Annotated in this window: 15 protein-coding genes; 6 read left to right on the top strand and 9 right to left on the bottom strand. The window is 66.9% G+C overall.

The window, feature by feature from the left end:
- Positions 1–58: 58 nt before the first annotated feature.
- The 3 genes from B8W69_RS15665 to B8W69_RS15655 are packed head-to-tail and all read right to left on the bottom strand — an operon-like array spanning position 59 to position 3,527.
- Positions 59–1,210 (bottom strand): DUF4185 domain-containing protein, encoded by a 1,152-nt coding sequence (locus B8W69_RS15665; RefSeq protein ID WP_181447413.1) that lies wholly within the window; start codon positions 1,208–1,210, stop codon positions 59–61.
- A gap of 7 nt (positions 1,211–1,217) precedes the next feature.
- Positions 1,218–2,261 carry an aspartate-semialdehyde dehydrogenase gene (locus B8W69_RS15660; protein ID WP_085290700.1) on the bottom strand — a complete coding sequence of 348 codons (1,044 nt, stop codon included), beginning with the start codon at positions 2,259–2,261 and terminating at the stop codon, positions 1,218–1,220.
- Positions 2,262–3,527 (bottom strand): aspartate kinase, encoded by a 1,266-nt coding sequence (locus B8W69_RS15655; protein WP_085290699.1) that lies wholly within the window; start codon positions 3,525–3,527, stop codon positions 2,262–2,264.
- Between the two features lie 294 nt (positions 3,528–3,821).
- Between B8W69_RS15655 and leuA the strand changes: the two genes are divergently transcribed.
- Positions 3,822–5,621, top strand: a complete 1,800-nt coding sequence (leuA, locus tag B8W69_RS15650; protein WP_085290698.1) for a 2-isopropylmalate synthase — start codon at positions 3,822–3,824, stop codon at positions 5,619–5,621.
- Here leuA and B8W69_RS15645 read toward each other — a convergent pair whose 3' ends face one another.
- On the bottom strand, positions 5,622–6,614 hold the full coding sequence (locus tag B8W69_RS15645; RefSeq protein ID WP_085290697.1) for a DEDDh family exonuclease: 993 nt from the start codon (positions 6,612–6,614) through the stop codon (positions 5,622–5,624).
- Positions 6,615–6,735: 121 nt separating this feature from the next.
- Here B8W69_RS15645 and B8W69_RS15635 point away from each other — a divergent pair, with 121 nt between their 5' ends.
- The 3 genes from B8W69_RS15635 to B8W69_RS15625 all read left to right on the top strand — a co-directional run bounded on the left by B8W69_RS15635 (position 6,736) and on the right by B8W69_RS15625 (position 10,087).
- Positions 6,736–7,965, top strand: a complete 1,230-nt coding sequence (locus tag B8W69_RS15635; protein ID WP_085290696.1) for a Mur ligase family protein — start codon at positions 6,736–6,738, stop codon at positions 7,963–7,965.
- A 4-nt stretch (positions 7,966–7,969) separates the two neighbouring features.
- The gene (locus tag B8W69_RS15630) at positions 7,970–8,665 is read left to right on the top strand and encodes a type 1 glutamine amidotransferase (RefSeq protein ID WP_110881959.1); all 696 of its coding nucleotides are present in this window, start codon (positions 7,970–7,972) and stop codon (positions 8,663–8,665) included.
- Between the two features lie 102 nt (positions 8,666–8,767).
- Positions 8,768–10,087, top strand: a complete 1,320-nt coding sequence (locus B8W69_RS15625) for an MFS transporter (RefSeq protein WP_085290851.1) — start codon at positions 8,768–8,770, stop codon at positions 10,085–10,087.
- An 18-nt stretch (positions 10,088–10,105) separates the two neighbouring features.
- On the opposite strand, the gene recR is transcribed toward B8W69_RS15625, so the two are convergent.
- Positions 10,106–10,717: a recombination mediator RecR gene (gene recR / locus B8W69_RS15620; RefSeq protein ID WP_008263246.1), complete on the bottom strand. Its 612-nt coding sequence runs from the start codon at positions 10,715–10,717 to the stop codon at positions 10,106–10,108.
- 14 nt (positions 10,718–10,731) lie between these two features.
- A complete protein-coding gene (locus B8W69_RS15615; RefSeq protein ID WP_007772122.1) occupies positions 10,732–11,076 on the bottom strand; it encodes a YbaB/EbfC family nucleoid-associated protein in 345 nt (114 codons plus the stop codon).
- A 98-nt stretch (positions 11,077–11,174) separates the two neighbouring features.
- Here B8W69_RS15615 and B8W69_RS15610 point away from each other — a divergent pair, with 98 nt between their 5' ends.
- Positions 11,175–11,936 carry an Rv3717 family N-acetylmuramoyl-L-alanine amidase gene (locus tag B8W69_RS15610; protein ID WP_085290694.1) on the top strand — a complete coding sequence of 254 codons (762 nt, stop codon included), beginning with the start codon at positions 11,175–11,177 and terminating at the stop codon, positions 11,934–11,936.
- A gap of 80 nt (positions 11,937–12,016) precedes the next feature.
- Here the strand turns inward: B8W69_RS15610 and B8W69_RS30320 are convergent, their stop codons facing one another.
- The 3 genes from B8W69_RS30320 to B8W69_RS15600 form a co-directional block, all read right to left on the bottom strand.
- The gene (locus B8W69_RS30320) at positions 12,017–12,202 is read right to left on the bottom strand and encodes a hypothetical protein (RefSeq protein WP_133058001.1); all 186 of its coding nucleotides are present in this window, start codon (positions 12,200–12,202) and stop codon (positions 12,017–12,019) included.
- A 391-nt stretch (positions 12,203–12,593) separates the two neighbouring features.
- Positions 12,594–14,225, bottom strand: a complete 1,632-nt coding sequence (locus tag B8W69_RS15605) for an ABC transporter permease (protein ID WP_085290693.1) — start codon at positions 14,223–14,225, stop codon at positions 12,594–12,596.
- Positions 14,222–15,133, bottom strand: a complete 912-nt coding sequence (locus B8W69_RS15600; RefSeq protein ID WP_085290692.1) for an ABC transporter ATP-binding protein — start codon at positions 15,131–15,133, stop codon at positions 14,222–14,224. Before B8W69_RS15600 ends, B8W69_RS15605 begins: the two co-directional genes overlap by 4 nt.
- Positions 15,134–15,916: 783 nt before the next feature.
- On the opposite strand from B8W69_RS15600, the gene B8W69_RS15595 reads away from it, so the two are divergent.
- On the top strand, positions 15,917–17,295 hold a 1,379-nt coding region (locus B8W69_RS15595; protein WP_245843265.1), incomplete at its 3' end, for a condensation domain-containing protein.

The following is a 17,295-nucleotide window of genomic DNA, read 5'->3' as shown; positions in this document are numbered from 1 at the left end:
AGCTCCGGTGATCACCGGACGATCAGCCGCCCGCGAACGGGCCTCGGACCCCTGGCCCCTACTCGGGCCGGAACGGGTTGACCGCGAACTGGATCACCCGGTACGGCGCGGCCACCCGCGCGCGAGTGTCCCACTGACTCACGAAGATTCGCAGCTCATCCAGCGTGGAGCCGGGCGAGATGTAGCCGCCGTACGGTTGCGCGAGCCGATTGTCGTAGGGCGGCGGCAGGCTCTCCGCCGGATCCGGCCACTCGTCGTGTTGCACCACCGTGGTGACCGGTGCGTCGCCCAGGCCCGTCGGGTCGTTGGCCACCCGGACCTCCATGTTGCCGGTGACGGCGTTGAAATAGGACAGCACCGCCTTACCGTCGATCTGCCGAATGCACAGCTCGCCCACCGCGTCCGGCCACAGCGGCGTCGGCGGCTTGCCCCAGCCCCCGCCCGGACCGGTCGCCCAGCCCTGCCACCGCGACCGGTCGGTAAACGTCTGCGGGGTGGCCCGGTACAGGAGCACCGGGTCCCTGCGGGTGAAACTGTCGGCGACGATGTACACCCACCCGCTGGGCGAATCAGGGGTGGGGATCGGGTCGTAATAGCCGCTGATCTGCGTCTGCGAGCCGCCCTGATACGACGCGGGCCGGCGGGATCCCGGGATCGTCTGCCAGCCCGCACGCGCCGGCTCGGCGCTCACCAGGCGCGAGGTCTGCGGCTCGAGGTTCTTGGTCGTCGTCACCAACAGATAATTGCGCCGGTTGATCTCCACCACCCCGGCGGGCAGCTGCGAGGCCCCCGGCGGGGCGGGGTCGGCCAGCAACGGATTGCTGATGCCGGTGACCCCGGTGTAGCGCACCCCGCCGGGGTCGTCGACGGACGAAGTATCGACGCGCAACGCGACCGGCGCGTACCAACCGCCGAAGCCGACCCCCTGGCCGGCGAAGCTGTCGCCGCACACCTGGAGCAACTCGGCGGGAAACTCGACGAACTCACAGAGGTCGGTCGCGCCGATGCCGTAGTCGCCGGTCGGCGTGCCGGTTCCCGCGGTGGGACCGATTCGCAACACCTGACCGGGCGCCAGCGGCGGCAGCACGGGCTCGGGCGCCGGCGCCGCCGGATCGGCGTGCGCGACGCTGGAAAACCATTGCGGTGCAACCAAACACATCGCGGCGAACAGTGAGCACCGCGCGATCAGGCGAGTGTGGGTGGTCCTCACCCGCTTGTCACAGCTGGGCGGCCAGCAGCTCGGCGATCTGGATGGTGTTCAGCGCAGCCCCCTTGCGCAGGTTATCACCCGAGATGAACAGGGCCAGCCCGCGGCCGTCGGGCACCCCGGGGTCGTGGCGGATCCGGCCGACCAGGGATTCGTCGACGCCGGCGGCCGCCAACGGGGTCGGCACGTCGACCACCTTCACGCCGGGCGCCCCGTCGAGCAGCTCGCGGGCCCGCTCGGGTGACAGCGGCCGGGCGAACTCGGCGTTGATCGACAGCGAATGCCCGGTGAACACCGGCACCCGTACGCAGGTGCCGCTGACGGCCAGGTCGGGGATGCCCAGGATCTTGCGGCTCTCGTGACGCAGCTTCTGGTCCTCGTCGGTCTCACCCGAGTCATCGTCCACCAGGGAGCCGGCCAGCGGAACCACGTTGAAGGCGATCGGCGCCACGTAGGTCTTGGGCGCCGGGAACTGCACCGCTCGGCCGTCCTGCACCAGATGCTCGATGCCGTCGATGACCGCGCGCGCCTGCGTGGCCAGCTCCTCGACCCCGGCGATCCCGCTGCCGGACACCGCCTGATAGCTGGACACCACCAGGCGTAGCAGCCCGGCTTCCTCGTGCAGCACCTGGAGCACCGGCATCGCTGCCATGGTGGTGCAGTTCGGGTTGGCGATGATGCCCTTCGGCCGGTTGGCGGCATCCCGAACGTCCCTGTCGAAGTTCACCTCCGACACCACCAATGGCACTTCGGGGTCCTTGCGCCAGGCCGACGAATTGTCGATCACCGTCACCCCGGCCGCGGCGAACCGTGGCGCCTGCACCAGCGACATCGTCTTTCCGGCGGAGAACAACGCGATGTCCAGGCCGCTGGGGTCGGCCGTCGCGGCGTCTTCGACCTCGATCTCCTGACCGCGGAATTCCAGCTTGCGGCCCTGCGAACGCGACGACGCGAAGAACCGCACCGACGTCGCGGGGAAGTCCCGCTCGTCGAGCAACCTGCGCATCACCTGGCCGACCTGGCCGGTGGCGCCGACAACTCCGATGGCAACCATCTATCTACCCGTCCCCGCATATACCGTCGCCGACTCCGCGCCGCCGAGCCCGAACGCCTCGTGCAACGCCACGACGGCCTTATCTAGTTCGGTGTCGCGGCAGAGCACCGAGATTCGGATCTCGGAGGTGGAGATCAGCTCGATGTTGACGCCCACCTCGGCCAGGGCCTCACAGAAGGTGGCGGTGACCCCGGGGTGGCTGCGCATGCCCGCCCCGATCAGCGACACCTTGCCGACGTGGTCGTCGTAGAGCAGCTGGCTGAACCCGATCTCTTCCTTGAGCGCGTCCAGCTTGGCCACCGCGGTGGGCCCGCTGTCGCGCGAGCAGGTGAACGTGATGTCGGTCTTGCCGTCCTCGACCTTGGACACGTTCTGCAACACCATGTCGATGTTCACGTCGGCGTCCGCGAGCGCCCGGAAGACCCGGGCGGCGTAACCGGGGATGTCGGGAATGCCGACGACGGTCACCTTGGCCTCGCTGCGGTCGTGCGCGACTCCGGTCAGGATGGGGTCTTCCATGGCTATGTCCTTGATCGATCCGACGACGACGGTGCCTGAGTTCTCCGAATACGAGGATCGGACGTGCACCGGAATGTTGTAGCGGCGCGCGTATTCCACGCAGCGCAGCATCAAAACCTTGGCGCCGCAAGCCGCCATCTCGAGCATCTCTTCGAAGGTGACCGTGTCCAGCTTGCGGGCGTTGTGCACGATCCTCGGGTCGGCGCTGAAGATGCCGTCGACGTCGGTGTAGATCTCGCAGACGTCGGCGCGCAGCGCCGCGGCCAAGGCCACCGCCGTGGTGTCCGAACCGCCGCGGCCCAGCGTGGTCACGTCCCGGGTGTCCTGGCTGACGCCCTGGAATCCGGCCACCAGCACGATGCGCCCCTCGTCGAGCGCCGTCTGCAGCCTCCCCGGCGTGACGTCGATGATCTTGGCGTTGCCGTGCGTGCCGGTGGTGATCACCCCGGCCTGCGATCCGGTGAACGAGCGGGCCTGCGCACCCAGCGATTCGATCGCCATCGCGACCAGCGCGTTGGAGATGCGCTCGCCGGCTGTGAGCAGCATGTCGAGTTCGCGCGGCGGCGGGGCCGGGCACACCTGCTGGGCCAGATCCATCAGGTCATCGGTGGTGTCGCCCATCGCGGAGACGACGACTACTACGTCGTTGCCCTGCTTCTTGGTAGCGACGATGCGCTCGGCCACCCGCCGGATCCGATCGGCGTTCGCCACTGAGGATCCGCCGTACTTCTGCACGACGAGCGCCACGATTTTTCCTGCCTCTCCGGCCCTGCGCACTTCAATTCGGGTATAAGTCCACAACAGAATACGTGCCACCGCATGGTGGTTTACGTCGCGATACCTGGTTCCCCGGCCTGCGCATTCGCTACGGTCTCAGCGGCATTTTTGCCAAGGCGCCAAAAGCGGTAAAGTGCAGGGCGTGCAGCGGGTGCTCCTCCTCGGACGCCGCGACGGGGTCTGATCCCAGACCGGCTTCCCGTCGCGGGTGTTCGCGATGCGCCGGTCTGAAGTCCCCCTTCTGAGATTTCCGGAGCAATCACCGTGACAACCAATCCCGACGCATTCAGCTCGACACGAATCATCGTCCAGCCGGCCGGCCCCCCGGGCCCCGGACAGCCCGCGTGGAACCCGCAGCGGGGCTCGTCGATGCCGGTCAACCGGTACCGGCCCTTCGCCGAAGAGGTCGAGCCCATCCGGCTGACCGACCGCACCTGGCCCGACCGCGTCATCGACAGCGCGCCGCTGTGGTGTGCGGTCGATCTGCGCGACGGCAACCAGGCGTTGATCGACCCCATGAGCCCGGCACGCAAGCGCCGCATGTTCGATCTACTGGTTTGCATGGGATACAAGGAAATCGAGGTCGGATTCCCGTCGGCCAGCCAGACCGACTACGACTTCGTCCGCGAGATCATCACCGACGGCGCCATCCCCGACGACGTCACCATCCAGGTGCTGACCCAGTGCCGGCCCGAACTGATCGAGCGCACCTTCGAGGCGTGCGACGGCGCGCCGCAGGCCATCGTGCACTTCTACAACTCCACGTCAATCCTGCAGCGCCGCGTGGTTTTTCGCGCGGACCGGGCCGCGGTGCAAGCCATCGCGACCGAAGGCGCGCGTAAGTGTGTGGAGGAGGCGGCCAAACACCCGGGCACCCGGTGGCGGTTCGAGTATTCGCCGGAGTCCTACACCGGCACGGAGCTGGAGTACGCCAAGCAGGTGTGCGACGCCGTCGGCGAGATCATCGCGCCGACGCCGGACAACCCGATCATCTTCAACCTGCCCGCCACGGTGGAGATGGCCACGCCCAACATCTACGCCGATTCGATCGAGTGGATGAGCCGCAACCTGGCCAACCGGGAGTCGGTCATCTTGAGCCTGCATCCGCACAACGACCGCGGAACCGCCGTCGCCGCAGCGGAATTGGGTTATCAGGCCGGCGCCGACCGCATCGAGGGATGCCTGTTCGGCAACGGCGAGCGCACCGGCAACGTCTGCCTGGTGACGCTGGGGCTGAACCTGTTCTCCCGCGGTGTGGACCCGCAGATCGACTTCTCCAACATCGACGAGGTCCGCCGCACGGTCGAGTACTGCAACCAGCTGCCGGTGCACGAGCGTCACCCCTACGGCGGGGACCTGGTCTACACCGCGTTCTCCGGCAGCCACCAGGACGCCATCAACAAGGGCCTGGACCAGATGAAGATCGACGCGGACGCGGCGGACACCGACGTCGAGGACATGCTCTGGCAGGTGCCGTACCTGCCGATCGACCCCAAGGACGTCGGGCGCACCTACGAAGCGGTGATCCGGGTCAACTCGCAGTCCGGCAAGGGCGGGGTGGCCTACATCATGAAGGCGGATCACGGCCTGGCCCTCCCGCGACGGCTGCAGATCGAGTTCTCGCAGGTGGTGCAGAAGATCAGCGAAGGCGAAGGCGGCGAGGTCAGTCCCAAGGAGATGTGGGACGCCTTCTCCGAGGAGTACCTGGCCCCGGTCTCGCCGCTGGAGCGGATCAAGCAGCGCGTCGACGCCTCCGAGGAAGACAGCGGCGTCACCCGCATCACCGCGACCGTCAAGCTCCACGGGACGGAGACCGAGATCAGCGGGCAGGGCAACGGCCCCCTGGCCGCGTTCGTTCACGCGCTGGGCAGCGTCGGTTTCGACGTGGCCGTCCTGGACTACTCCGAGCACGCCATGAGCGCCGGCGACGACGCGCAGGCCGCGGCCTACGTAGAGGCGTCGGTGGACGGCCGGACGGTGTGGGGGGTCGGCATCGCGCCGTCGATCACCTCCGCGTCGTTGCGCGCGGTCGTGTCGGCGGTCAACCGCGCCGCCCGCGGCTGATCAGAACAGCGCTAGCTGCTGGTCCAGCGCGCTGGCGTCGGTGAATTCGTCCATGCTGGTGCCGCCGATGACGGCGCCGACGCAGTTTATGAACTGCGCGTCGGAGAGCACCGGTACGCCCAGTTGCCGGGCGAGGTAGCCCTTGCCGTGCTCGGGGGCGGGATCGTTGCAGACCACCAGCGAGGTCTCCCGGTCGACGACGTCGGTGTAGGCCAGCCCGGCGTGCAGGATGCGCTCCACGAGTTCCTCGTGGGTGCGGCTGACCTCGGCGGCCAGGGCCACCCGCATGCCCTGCACCAGCGGCCGGCCGCCGACGTAGGGGCCCGGGTTGAGGTACGGGCAGGGCATGCGGGACGCCAACACCTTCAGCGGTCGTAGTTCGTCGTGGGTGACGCGGCCGTTCGGCCAGCGGCGCCGGGTCACCGGGTGGATCGGCAGCCAGATGTCGGCCGCGCGGGCCAGCTTGAGTGCCGACGCCAGCACACCGGTCAGCACCATCGCGTCGTCGAAGGCGTCGTGCGGCCGCTCCTGGGTGACGCCCCAGTGCGCGGCGAGCGTCTCCAACCGCAGGTTCTCGACGCCGAGGTCCAGCCGCCGGGCCAGCTCGACGGTGCACATGACGCTGTCGACGGGCAGTTCGGTCTCGGCCAGTTCGGCCTCGGCGGCCAGAAACGCGTAGTCGAACGCCACGTTGTGGGCCACCAAGGGGCGGCCGCGCAGCACCTCGGCCACGTCGCCGACGATGTCGGCGAACTGGGGCTGGTCTTCCAGCATCGCGGCGGTCAGGCCGTGCACGTGGGTGGGACCGGGGTCCACGCCGGGGTTGAGCAGGCTCACCACGGAGTGTTCGACGTTGCCGTCGGCATCCAGGCCGAGCGCGGCAACGCTGATGATCCGCGCCTGACCCGGCCGAAAGCCCGAGGTTTCGACATCGACGACGGCCCAGCCGGCGTCCGGCTCGCTGGCCGGCCGACCCCAGGACACCCCGCTCATGCACTGAGGATGGCACGGCCGACCGACATCACCCGGCCGCTGCGAGCCGTGTCGGCCCGGGAAATCGATGCGGCGTCGTCCGGACTTCGATGCGGGCCACCCGCACATTTAAACTTCCCGGGTGGTCACCACCCGCGCCCGTCTGGCCCTCGCCGCAGGAGCGAGCGCGCGCTGGGCATCGCGGGTGACCGGACGTGGGGCCGGGGCGATGATCGGCGGCCTGATCGCGATGACGCTGGATCGCTCGATCCTCCGGCAACTCGCCGCCGGCCGGCGCACCGTCATCGTCACCGGCACCAACGGCAAGTCGACCACCACCCGGATGACGTCGGCCGCGCTGGCGACGCTGGGCGGGGTCGCCACCAACGCCGAGGGCGCCAACATGGACGCCGGCCTGGTCGCCGCGCTAGCCGGCAACCGCGATGCCCCGCTGGCGGCCCTGGAAGTCGACGAAATGCACGTCCCGCACGTTTCCGACGCCGTCGAACCCGGCGTCGTCGTGCTGCTCAACCTGTCGCGCGACCAGCTGGACCGGGTCGGCGAGATCAACGTCATCGAGCGGACCCTGCGCGCCGGCCTGGCCCGGCACCCGAGGGCGGTCGTCGTCGCCAACTGCGACGACGTGCTGATGACGTCCGCGGCCTACGACAGCCCGAACGTGGTGTGGGTGGCCGCGGGCGGTTCGTGGTCGAACGACTCGGTCAGCTGCCCGCGCAGCGGCGAGATCATCGTCCGCGACCGGGGGCACTGGTATTCCACGGGCGCGGACTTCAAACGGCCCAGCCCGCAATGGTGGTTCGACGACGACGCCCTCTACGGGCCCGACGGCCTGGCCCTGCCGATGCGGCTGGCGCTGCCCGGCGCGGTGAACCGGGGCAACGCCGCCCAGGCCGTCGCGGCCGCGGTCGCGCTGGGCGCGGATCCCGCGTCGGCGGTCGCGGCCGTCTCGGCGATCGACGAGGTCGCGGGTCGCTATCGGACCGTCCGGGTCGGTGTGCACGAGGTGCGCATCCTGCTGGCGAAGAACCCGGCCGGCTGGCAGGAGGCGCTGTCGATGGTCGACAAGCACGCCGCCGGGGTGGTCATCTCGGTCAACGGCCAGGTGCCCGACGGGGAGGACCTGTCGTGGCTGTGGGACGTGCGGTTCGAGCACTTCGAGGAGACCGAAGTGGTGGCAGCCGGGGAGCGCGGGACCGACCTTGCGGTGCGGCTGGGCTACGCGGGCGTCGAGCACACCCTGGTGCACGACACCGTCGCCGCGATCGCGTCCTGCCCGCCCGGCCGGGTGGAGGTCGTCGCCAACTACACGGCGTTCCTGCAGCTGCAACGAGCGTTGGCGCGCCGTGGCTGACTCGGTGGTGCGGATCGGGCTGGTGCTGCCCGACGTGATGGGGACCTACGGCGACGGCGGCAACGCCCTGGTGCTGCGGCAGCGCCTCCGGCTGCGCGGCATCGCCGCCGAGATCGTCGAGATCACCCTGGCCGACGCGGTGCCCGAGTCGTTGGACCTGTACACGCTGGGCGGGGCCGAGGACTACGCGCAGCGGCTGGCCACCCGGCACCTGATCAAACATCCGGGCCTGCAGCGCGCGGCCGAACGGGGCGCCCCGGTGCTGGCGATCTGCGCGGCCGTGCAGGTGCTCGGGCACTGGTACGAGACGTCGGCCGGGGAACGCGTCGACGGCGTGGGCATGCTGGATGCGACGACGTCACCGCAGGAGGCGCGCACCATCGGCGAGCTGGCGACCAAGCCGCTGCTGGCCGGCCTGACCGAGCGTCTCACCGGCTTCGAGAACCACCGCGGCGGCACCGTGCTGGGACCCGCGGCGTCGCCGCTGGGCGCGGTGGTCAAGGGCGCGGGCAACCGGTCCGGCGACGGCTTCGACGGCGTGGTGCAGGGCAGCGTGATCGCGACCTACATGCACGGGCCGTGCCTGGCCCGCAACCCGCAACTGGCCGACCTGCTGCTGGGCACGGTGATCGGTGAGCTGCCGCCGCTGCCGATGCCGGAGGTGGACCTGTTGCGCCGCGAACGGCTGGCGGCTCGCTAGGAGTTCCACGCCGCAAAGTTGTGGGTAAAAGAGGTGTCGATGAGCATCCGAGGCCACCGGCATGGCGGCACGCCCAACGACACCTTGGACGCCGGCTCGGCGATGCGCCGGGACACCCTGGCCACAGCCATCGGCAATTTCATGGAGTGGTACGACTTCGGCGTCTACGGCTATATCGCGACGATCATCGCGCAGGTGTTTTATCCGGGTAACAGCGTCAGCGCGGTCCACCTCATCGCCACCTTCAGCACGCTGGCGGCGGCGTACGTGGTGCGGCCGCTCGGCGGGTTCGTCCTCGGACCGCTCGGTGACCGCGTCGGGCGCAAGCGGGTTCTGTTGATCACGATCCTGCTGATGGCAGTCGGGACCACCATGACCGGTTTACTGCCCGGCTACGCCACCATCGGCATCTGGGCGCCCATCCTGCTGCTGGTCGCCCGGATCTTTCAAGGCTTGTCCACCGGCGGTGAGTTTGTCGGCGCGATGACATATCTCGTTGAGCGGGCCCCCGACCGCACACGCGGCAAGGTGGTCGGGTTCCTGCCGCTGGGCAACCTCGTCGGGTTCGTGCTCGCCGGATTGCTGGTGACCGCATTACAGGCCTGGCTGCCAAGCCGCGACATGTTGGCGTGGGGCTGGCGGATTCCGCTGTTGCTGGGAGCACCGGTCGGCGTCCTCGCCCTCTATTTACGGCTGCGGATCGAGGAATCACCCGCCTACAAACAGCTGAGCGGCACCCCGGATAGCACGCCTGACCGCGGCTGGCCGCAATTTCGGCGCACGGTGATGGAGCAGTGGAGGCCGATGGTGGTCTGCGCGGCCATTGTGGTCACCTCACAGGTCCCCGACTTCATGCTCACCGGATACTTGCCGACATACCTCAAAGTGGTTGTGCACGTGGGTAACACGGCCGGGCTGGTAATCATCGTGGCGACGCTGGCGATCCTGATGGCCGCGGTGGTGTTCGTCGCCATGCTGTCCGACCGTGTCGGCGTCAAGCCGATCATGTGGACCGGCTGCGGATTGCTCGTGCTGGCATCGGTCCCCGCCTTCTTGCTGATGCGCTTCGGCGGCGTCCTTCCGTTGGTCTTCATCGGTGTGCTGCTGGTCGGCCTGATGGAACTGTGCTTCGACAGCACCACGCCCCAAGCCCTGCCGGCACTGTTCCCGACCAGGGTGCGCAACGGAGCGCTGGCCATCTCGTACAACATCGCGCTATCGACCGTCGGCGGAACCACTCCGGTGATCGCTCAAGCGCTGATCTCCGGCACCGGCAGCGCCATGGTGCCGGCCTACATGCTGATCTTCGCGGGCTTGGTGGGGACGGTCACCCTGCGATTCATGCCGGAAGTCGCCGGAAAGCCGCTGCCGGGATCCGGGCCTTCGGTCGGCACCGAGGCCGGCGAACTGACCGGTGCGTGACAGCCCGCGACCGGCAGCTCAGACCATGGCCCGGCGGCCGGCCAGGGCGCGACCGAGCGTCAGTTCGTCGGCGAACTCCAGGTCACCGCCCATCGGCAGCCCCGACGCGATCCGCGTCACGGTCAGGCCGGGGATGTCGCGCAGCATCCGCACCAGGTAGGTGGCCGTCGCCTCGCCCTCGGTGTTCGGGTCGGTGGCGATGATCACCTCGGTGATGTCGACGTCGTCGACCCGCTCCCCGATCCGGCTCAGCAGCTCGCGAATCCGCAGCTGATCGGGCCCCACCCCGGACAACGGATCGAGCGCACCGCCCAGCACGTGATAGCGGCCGCGGAATTCGCGGGTGCGCTCGACGGCCTGGACGTCCTTGGGCTCCTCGACGACGCACACCTGCGAGCCGTCCCGGCGGGGATCCGCGCAGATCCGGCACCGCTCGTTGTCGGAGACGTTGCCGCACACCGCGCAGAACCGCACCCCGTCGCGGACCTTCGCCAGCACCGCGGTCAGCCGGTCGATGTCCGGCGGTTCCACCGACAACAAGTGGAAGGCGATGCGCTGGGCGCTTTTGGGCCCGATGCCCGGCAGCTTGCCGAGCTCGTCGATCAAATCCTGGACGGGTCCTTCGAACATGTCGGTCGCAGAGCCTAAAGCCCCTGCGCCGGCGCGGGCGGTTGCCCCGGCGGCGGGCCGAAGCCGCCGGCCAACGACCCCAGCCGCTCCTGGGCCATCCGGGTGACCTGCTTGGACGCGTCACCCATGGCGCCGACGATCAAGTCCTGCAGGGTCTCGACGTCCGACGGGTCGACGACGGACGGATCGATCTTCACCGCGACCACCTCGCCGCTGCCCTTCACGACGACGCTGACCAAGCCCCCACCGGCCTGACCATGCACCTCAGCGTTCGCCAGTTGTTGCTGGGCCTCCATGAGCTTTTGCTGCATCTGCTGCGCCTGGGCCAGCAGCGCCGACATATCGCCTCCGGGTTGCATGACAATCCCCTCGCATGTTGGTCTCGAGTTGGTTTCGCTCGTGAGTCTCCGGCGATTCGAAACCCCCAGCGTAGACCGCGCAGCGTTAGCTTTGCGCCGTGGACCTACGACTGAGCAGACGTGTCGGGATCAAATTGGCGGGTGGTGTGCTCGTCGCCGCTTCGACGGCGATCATGCCGACCGCGACGGCGGTCCCATCCAACATCGCCGGCATGGTGGTTTTCATCGATCCGGGTCATAACGGCTCCAATGACGGCTCCATCAACCGTCAGGTGCCCACCGGTCGCGGCGGCACCAAGGACTGCCAGACGAGCGGAACGGCGACCAACACCGGCTACCAGGAACACACCTTCACCTGGGACACCGCGCTGCGGGTGCGCGCCGAGTTGAACGCCCTGGGAGTGCGGACCGCGCTGTCCCGCGCCAACGACAACGGCCTGGGGCCGTGTGTCGACGAACGCGCGAACGCGGCCAACGCGCTGCACCCCAACGCGATCCTGTCCATCCACGCCGACGGCGGCCCGCCGTCCGGTCGGGGATTCCACGTCAACTACTCGGCCCCGCCGCTCAACCAGGTGCAGGCGGGCCCGTCGGTGCAGTACGCGCGGATCATGCGCGACCAGATGCAGGGCTCGGGGATCCCGCCGGCCAATTACATCGGCCAGAACGGCCTTTACGGCCGCTCGGACCTGACCGGCCTGAACCTGGCGCAGTACCCGTCGATCCTGGTCGAGTGCGGCAACATGAAGAACCCCGCCGATTCGGCGCTGATGGAGTCGGCCGAGGGCCGGCAGAAATACGCCGACGCGCTGGTCCGCGGTGTCGCGGGATTCCTGGCCTCGCAGGGCCAGGCGCGCTGAGTCCGATTGCCTACGAACGGATCACGTGCCCGCCCCCGCCCGCCGGTGCGGTCCCACGTGAGCCGACGACTTGTGCTTGCTCAGCGCGATAGCTTGGTCACGTTCGAAGCTTGCGCCCGGCCGACCTGATTCACTTCGGCGTACAGGTCATTGGCGCGTTGCTGCTCCGCCGCAAGCTTTTCCAGTGCGGCGATTGCGCGCCTGAGGAGGTCGATGGATTCCTCGACAGACTCCTTCATTTCGTTGAAACCGGGTATCAATCCCATCTGAGCTTCCCCTCCTATCGGGATTTCCCTCGCGCGCTGCAACCTCAAGCCGTTCGGATGAGCGTGTGCTCATTCGGGCCATCGTAGGCCAGCAAACCGGCGAGCGCCTCAGTCAAAATGTCTGCGATCCACGCCGACCATTCGAACGGTCCGCCATGGACGGCGGACGCGGTGCGCTGCTGCCCGGCAGCGAGTACACCACCGCCGGTGGCCGGGTGCCCGACCCGAAGATCGATGGACCGGCGGCTCGGGGACGCAAGTGGTCGCGCATTCCAAAATGGCCGAGCAATTCTCCGGCAGCTCGACAATGGGTAGCTGACACGCGATTCAATTTCGTCGGATCGGACGCCGCCAAGATCGGGGAATTGACCTTCATCGACGCGTCCTTTATTCAGGTTTCCAAGTCGCGGTGGAGGTATCCATACACTCCGAGCGCGGTCAGGGTAGCGCCGGTGAGCAGGAAAACTGCGGTGGCCGCCCAATTGGGCGGTGCGTCGGGTACGGCGGCGAGGTGCGTCCACGGCGACAGGTTGACGACCCAGCCAGGGGCGTCCGTGGTCTTCATGATGACGTTCAGCAGGAACCCGCCCACAACCGGCACTGCACCGATCGCGGCGACACCGGATGGGAGCCACCCGACGCCCACCGCGGCCGCGCCGGCCGCGAGCAACGCCACGGGAACGGAATTCAGCGCACCCGACAGTGAATCGCTCAACTGCAGTGGGGCGCCGGTGATTCTGGCGCCACCCCAAACGGCGAGCGCAGCCGAGCAGTGCAGGACGACGACCCCACCGACCGTCACCACGATCTCGGTGGCCAGCAGACGCATACGCGAAATAGGTTGGGCAACAATCAGGTTCAATCGACCGGCCTTCTCATCGGAAACCATCGCGGCGAGACGCACTGCGGCGTACAGCCCGGTGGGTACGGCGAGAACACCGAACAGAACCGCGGCTCCGACGTTCACCAATTCGTGGCCGCCCATCCCGGCGGGCGCGGCGAGTTTGGCGATGCGCGGGTTCGTCTGAAACAACTTGACAATCGAAGGAAGCAATACCCCGACCAGGAAGAAATACGCGGCGATGCCCGTGGCCCAACCGAGCGTGGTCCGGGCGGCCCGGCGAAACGCGAACCCACCGATCGACCGCAACAAGCGAGTTCGTGGCGAACGGCTGACGGGGACCGTCACCACCCCGTCACCCAAATCACGGTGGCTTGCCGCGAGGAGGACAGCACCGGCCAGCACTATCGGAAACGTGCCCAACACGATCAGCGGGATGATGCGGTTTTCGGCGTATGGCGCCGAACGGGCAGCAAGCCCGAACGGCGTCATCCAAGCCGTCCATGCACATTGATGCGAGCCATCGGAGATCATGCGCAGCATCAGGCTCAGTCCCAAAGCTGCGACCGCAACGCCCGTGGCACCGGATCGGCTCGGCATGAGCTGTGCGGCGAGCAGGGCCGATATCGCGAAAGTTGCAGCGACGAGGGAGATGCCAATTGCATAAACCATTGCACCGGTCGGTTCGGTGCGGGCCACCAAAAGGCCCGCCGCGACCGCTACTCCGATCAGCGTCGTGGACCCCACCAGAGCGGCCAGGCAGCGGACGACCACGTCGATAATCCGCAGGCGTCCAGCGAGGATCAAATCCCACCGCCGGCTATCCTCCTCACCGCGGGTGATGCGTGTAGCCGCAAGCACGATCCATCCGCTCGCGAGCACCGAAACGGCCGTGCCGGTTCGCCAGACGGTGAAACCGCCGGGGTTGTCGATAGCGACCGGCGGGCCCGACAAGATCCTTATCGCGGGATTCTCGGCAAGTACGCGCAGATCTGACTGATCCAGCAAAGCGCCGATCGGCTGGTACTGGAAGGCGACCAAGGCCGACATAGTCCCGCAGATCAGGGCGACCATCACGGCGCTCCGGCGAAGCTGGCGCACGGCCAGCCGGCTCACGGCCCGGCCCGGCTCGCGTTGCGGCCCGGCGGCCACGGGTGAACCAGCCAGGGTGGCCGTTGTCATCGTGCAGCTTCTCCGTAGTAGTCGAGAAAGATCTCTTCGAGAGTCGGTTCGTGCATCGCGAGCGCGGTGAGGTCCGCCGTGGCGAGCGCTTGAAGCGCGCCCACCGGTGATCCAGTCAGGTTGAACCGCAAGCGTTCCCCATCCAATTGCTCGACATTCGAGACAGCCGCGACATCCTGCAGGGATGGTTGCGCGCCGCGATAGGACACCTCCACCACCGTCCGACGCAACCGGCGCAAATCGGCGATGGTGTCGATTTCGACGAGGCGCCCGGCACGCAGAATCGCCACCCGGTCGCACACGGCCTCCACCTCGGCCAGCTGATGAGAGCTTAGGAACACCGTCTGACCTCGCTCGCGTGCCTCTGCGACACAGCCGCGAAATTCCCTCTCCATCAAAGGATCCACGCCGCTTGTCGGTTCATCGAGCACCAGAAGCGGTGCCCGTGTTGCGAATGCAGCGACGAGTGCCACCTTCTGTCGGTTGCCGGTCGAATAGGTCCTGGCCGGCTTGTCGAGCTCGAGATCGAAGCGATCGACCAGCTCCGCACGATAGGCCGCGTCGACACCGGGACCCACGGAACCAAGCAGCTCAAGGATTTCCGCACCGGTCAGTCGCGGCCACAGCGCAACATCGGCGGGCACGTACGCGATGTGACGATGGGACCGGCGGACGTCATCCGCAGCACACCCAAATATCTTGGCACTGCCCGCGGTCGGGCGAATCAATCCGAGCAGCAGGCGGATCGTCGTCGACTTTCCGGCACCGTTGGGACCCAAAAACCCGAAGACCTCGCCCGGCGCGATGCTTATATTCAGATCCTGGATGGCCGCCACACGACCGAACCTTTTGGTCAGACGATCGACATGGATGGCGGGGGTGGCAGCAGCGTGCGCTGACGACTTCATGCCCGAAGGGTAAGTCCACCGGCCGCAAAGATCTCTCGGTTCGACCCAGCGGCCGTCGGCTCTCCAGTCGACCTATCGCAGTTGCCGCCGATGGATTGAGCATCGCGAACTGCTCTGCATTTGTTTTGTGGCGGACTCGTTGTTCCCGCTTTTCTCAGCTCGTCGCGGGCTTCGTTGATTTCGAGTTGCAATACGCAAACCGCCGACGATTGGTCGCGAGCAACGAGCGCACGCATCGTTGACGTGGCAGCAAGTGATGAGAAGGTCGCTGCGCAGCTGGAGATCGTCCGGCCTAACCCGTCCCCCTTTGCTGATTCGCAACAGTTTGTCGAACCGGTGTTCGCTAGCATAACTAACAAGCACCCATGACCACATTTCCCCAAGGAGACGCGGGGGTGTCCGGTAGCGTTAAGCTACAAGCCGAAACATCACTGCAGGTCACACAAGGAGAAGGACCGGTCGGCCGTTTCCTGCATCGCGCGTGAGTTGCTGAGCTTGCCGGCAGTCCCATCGGAGAATTTGCCAATACCCGGGCCGGCCCCGCGGACATCCGGTATCGAGCCGGTCGGATCCGGCAGCTTTGCAGACGCCTACTCTACCCGGGCGCGCTCACCACTCGACTTGACTGAGAATTCTGACGAGGCCCGCTTGAGAGGCCATACGCTCGCGCACATGGCAGCCACTCGGAGGTTCTGGACGGTTTCACTGGCCGAAAAATCTGGGCGAGAGGCTGGAATCGGGCCGCCCTGCTAATCAGAGGCACTTAGCAGGTGGGGTAGTCGGATGGAACGTGATGACCGGGCCTTTCCGCTGACACGGGGGCAGCTGGACATTTGGCTTGCCGAGAAATCGGGCAGCTTCGGGGCGAAGTGGCAGCTGGGCGAGCTCCTGCGAATCGAGGGCCCAGTCGACCCCGATTTGCTCGAGCGGTCGATCGTCCAAGCGGTGCACGAGGCCGAGCCACTCAGAGCCGGATTTTTCGAGTCGGATGGCCAGGTTTTCCAGAAACTAGTCGACTACCCGGACGTCGAGCTTGCTCGCTATGACCTCGTGGACTCACAGGATCCTGCACGGAATGCCTATCGGCTGGCGTCATCGATCCAGCGCACACCCATGCCGCTTGCTGGCCCGCTGTTCAAATTCGCGTTGTTGCAGACACGAGTTGATGAATTTTACTGGTTCGCGTGCTGCCACCATATAGTCCTCGACGGCATCGGTATCACGCTCGTCTGTCATCGTGTTGCGGCTATATACAATGCAATTGCTGCCGGCGTGTCGATTCCTCCGGCTTTTTTTGGATCGCTGAGCGATCTGATCGATTGCGAATTGGATTACGAAGCATCGGCCGATTATCTCGATGATCAGGCTTACTGGAGCAAGAATCTTCCGCCGGAAAGCGAACCGCGTCGTCGGTTGGCGCCCACCGCCGCGGACGGGCATGATCCGGACGAAGCTCCCGAAACGATTCAATTGGATCCTTCCGCCGTCGCCGGGATCCAAGTGCTGTCAAACGTTTTGGGAGTGCGCCGATCGTCGGTGATCACCGCGGCGTGCGCCCTCTTGGTGCGCGCGTTCGACACCGAGAGTCCGGAGGTGGTGCTCGATTTCCCGGTAAGCAGGCGTGTGCGACCGGAAACGCAGTTGGTGGCCGGAATGGTATCCGGATTTGTGCCGCTGGTCTTGAAGACTTCACCGGAGTCCGCAGTCGCCGATTTTTGCAGAAATGTTGACAGCCGAATGCGGGAAGCACTGCAGCATCAGCGATTCCCAGTGCACACCATTGACTATAAGGCTCGCCTCCGCGGCTCTGGACAGGCTTCGAATCGGGTCGTCGTCAATTTTATTCCTGCTACACATATGGGGGATCTTGCTGGTGCTCCGGTATCGGGCACACTGACCCATGCCGGCCCCGTCGAGTTCGGGCTGGTCTTTTTCAGAGACGGCGATCAGCTTTTCCTCAGCACGGTGGGTTCTGGACAGTTCTTTTCGGACCTTGATGTCGTCGATCTCGCGGAACGGCTAGAGCGGGTGTTGGTGGCGATGGCGGCCGATGTGGGGCGGTCGTTGTCGTCGATCGATGTGCTTGATGAGGCGGAGCGTGCCCGGTTGGATGCGTTGGGTAATCGGGCGGGGTTGGCGAAACCCGCTGCGTTCACGTCGAT

The organism is Mycolicibacterium vulneris (assembly GCF_002104765.1).
Taxonomy (GTDB): Bacteria; Actinomycetota; Actinomycetes; order Mycobacteriales; family Mycobacteriaceae; genus Mycobacterium; species Mycobacterium vulneris.
The sequence above is the reverse complement of the archived record's forward strand: the minus strand, read 5'-3'. Positions and strand labels throughout refer to the sequence as shown.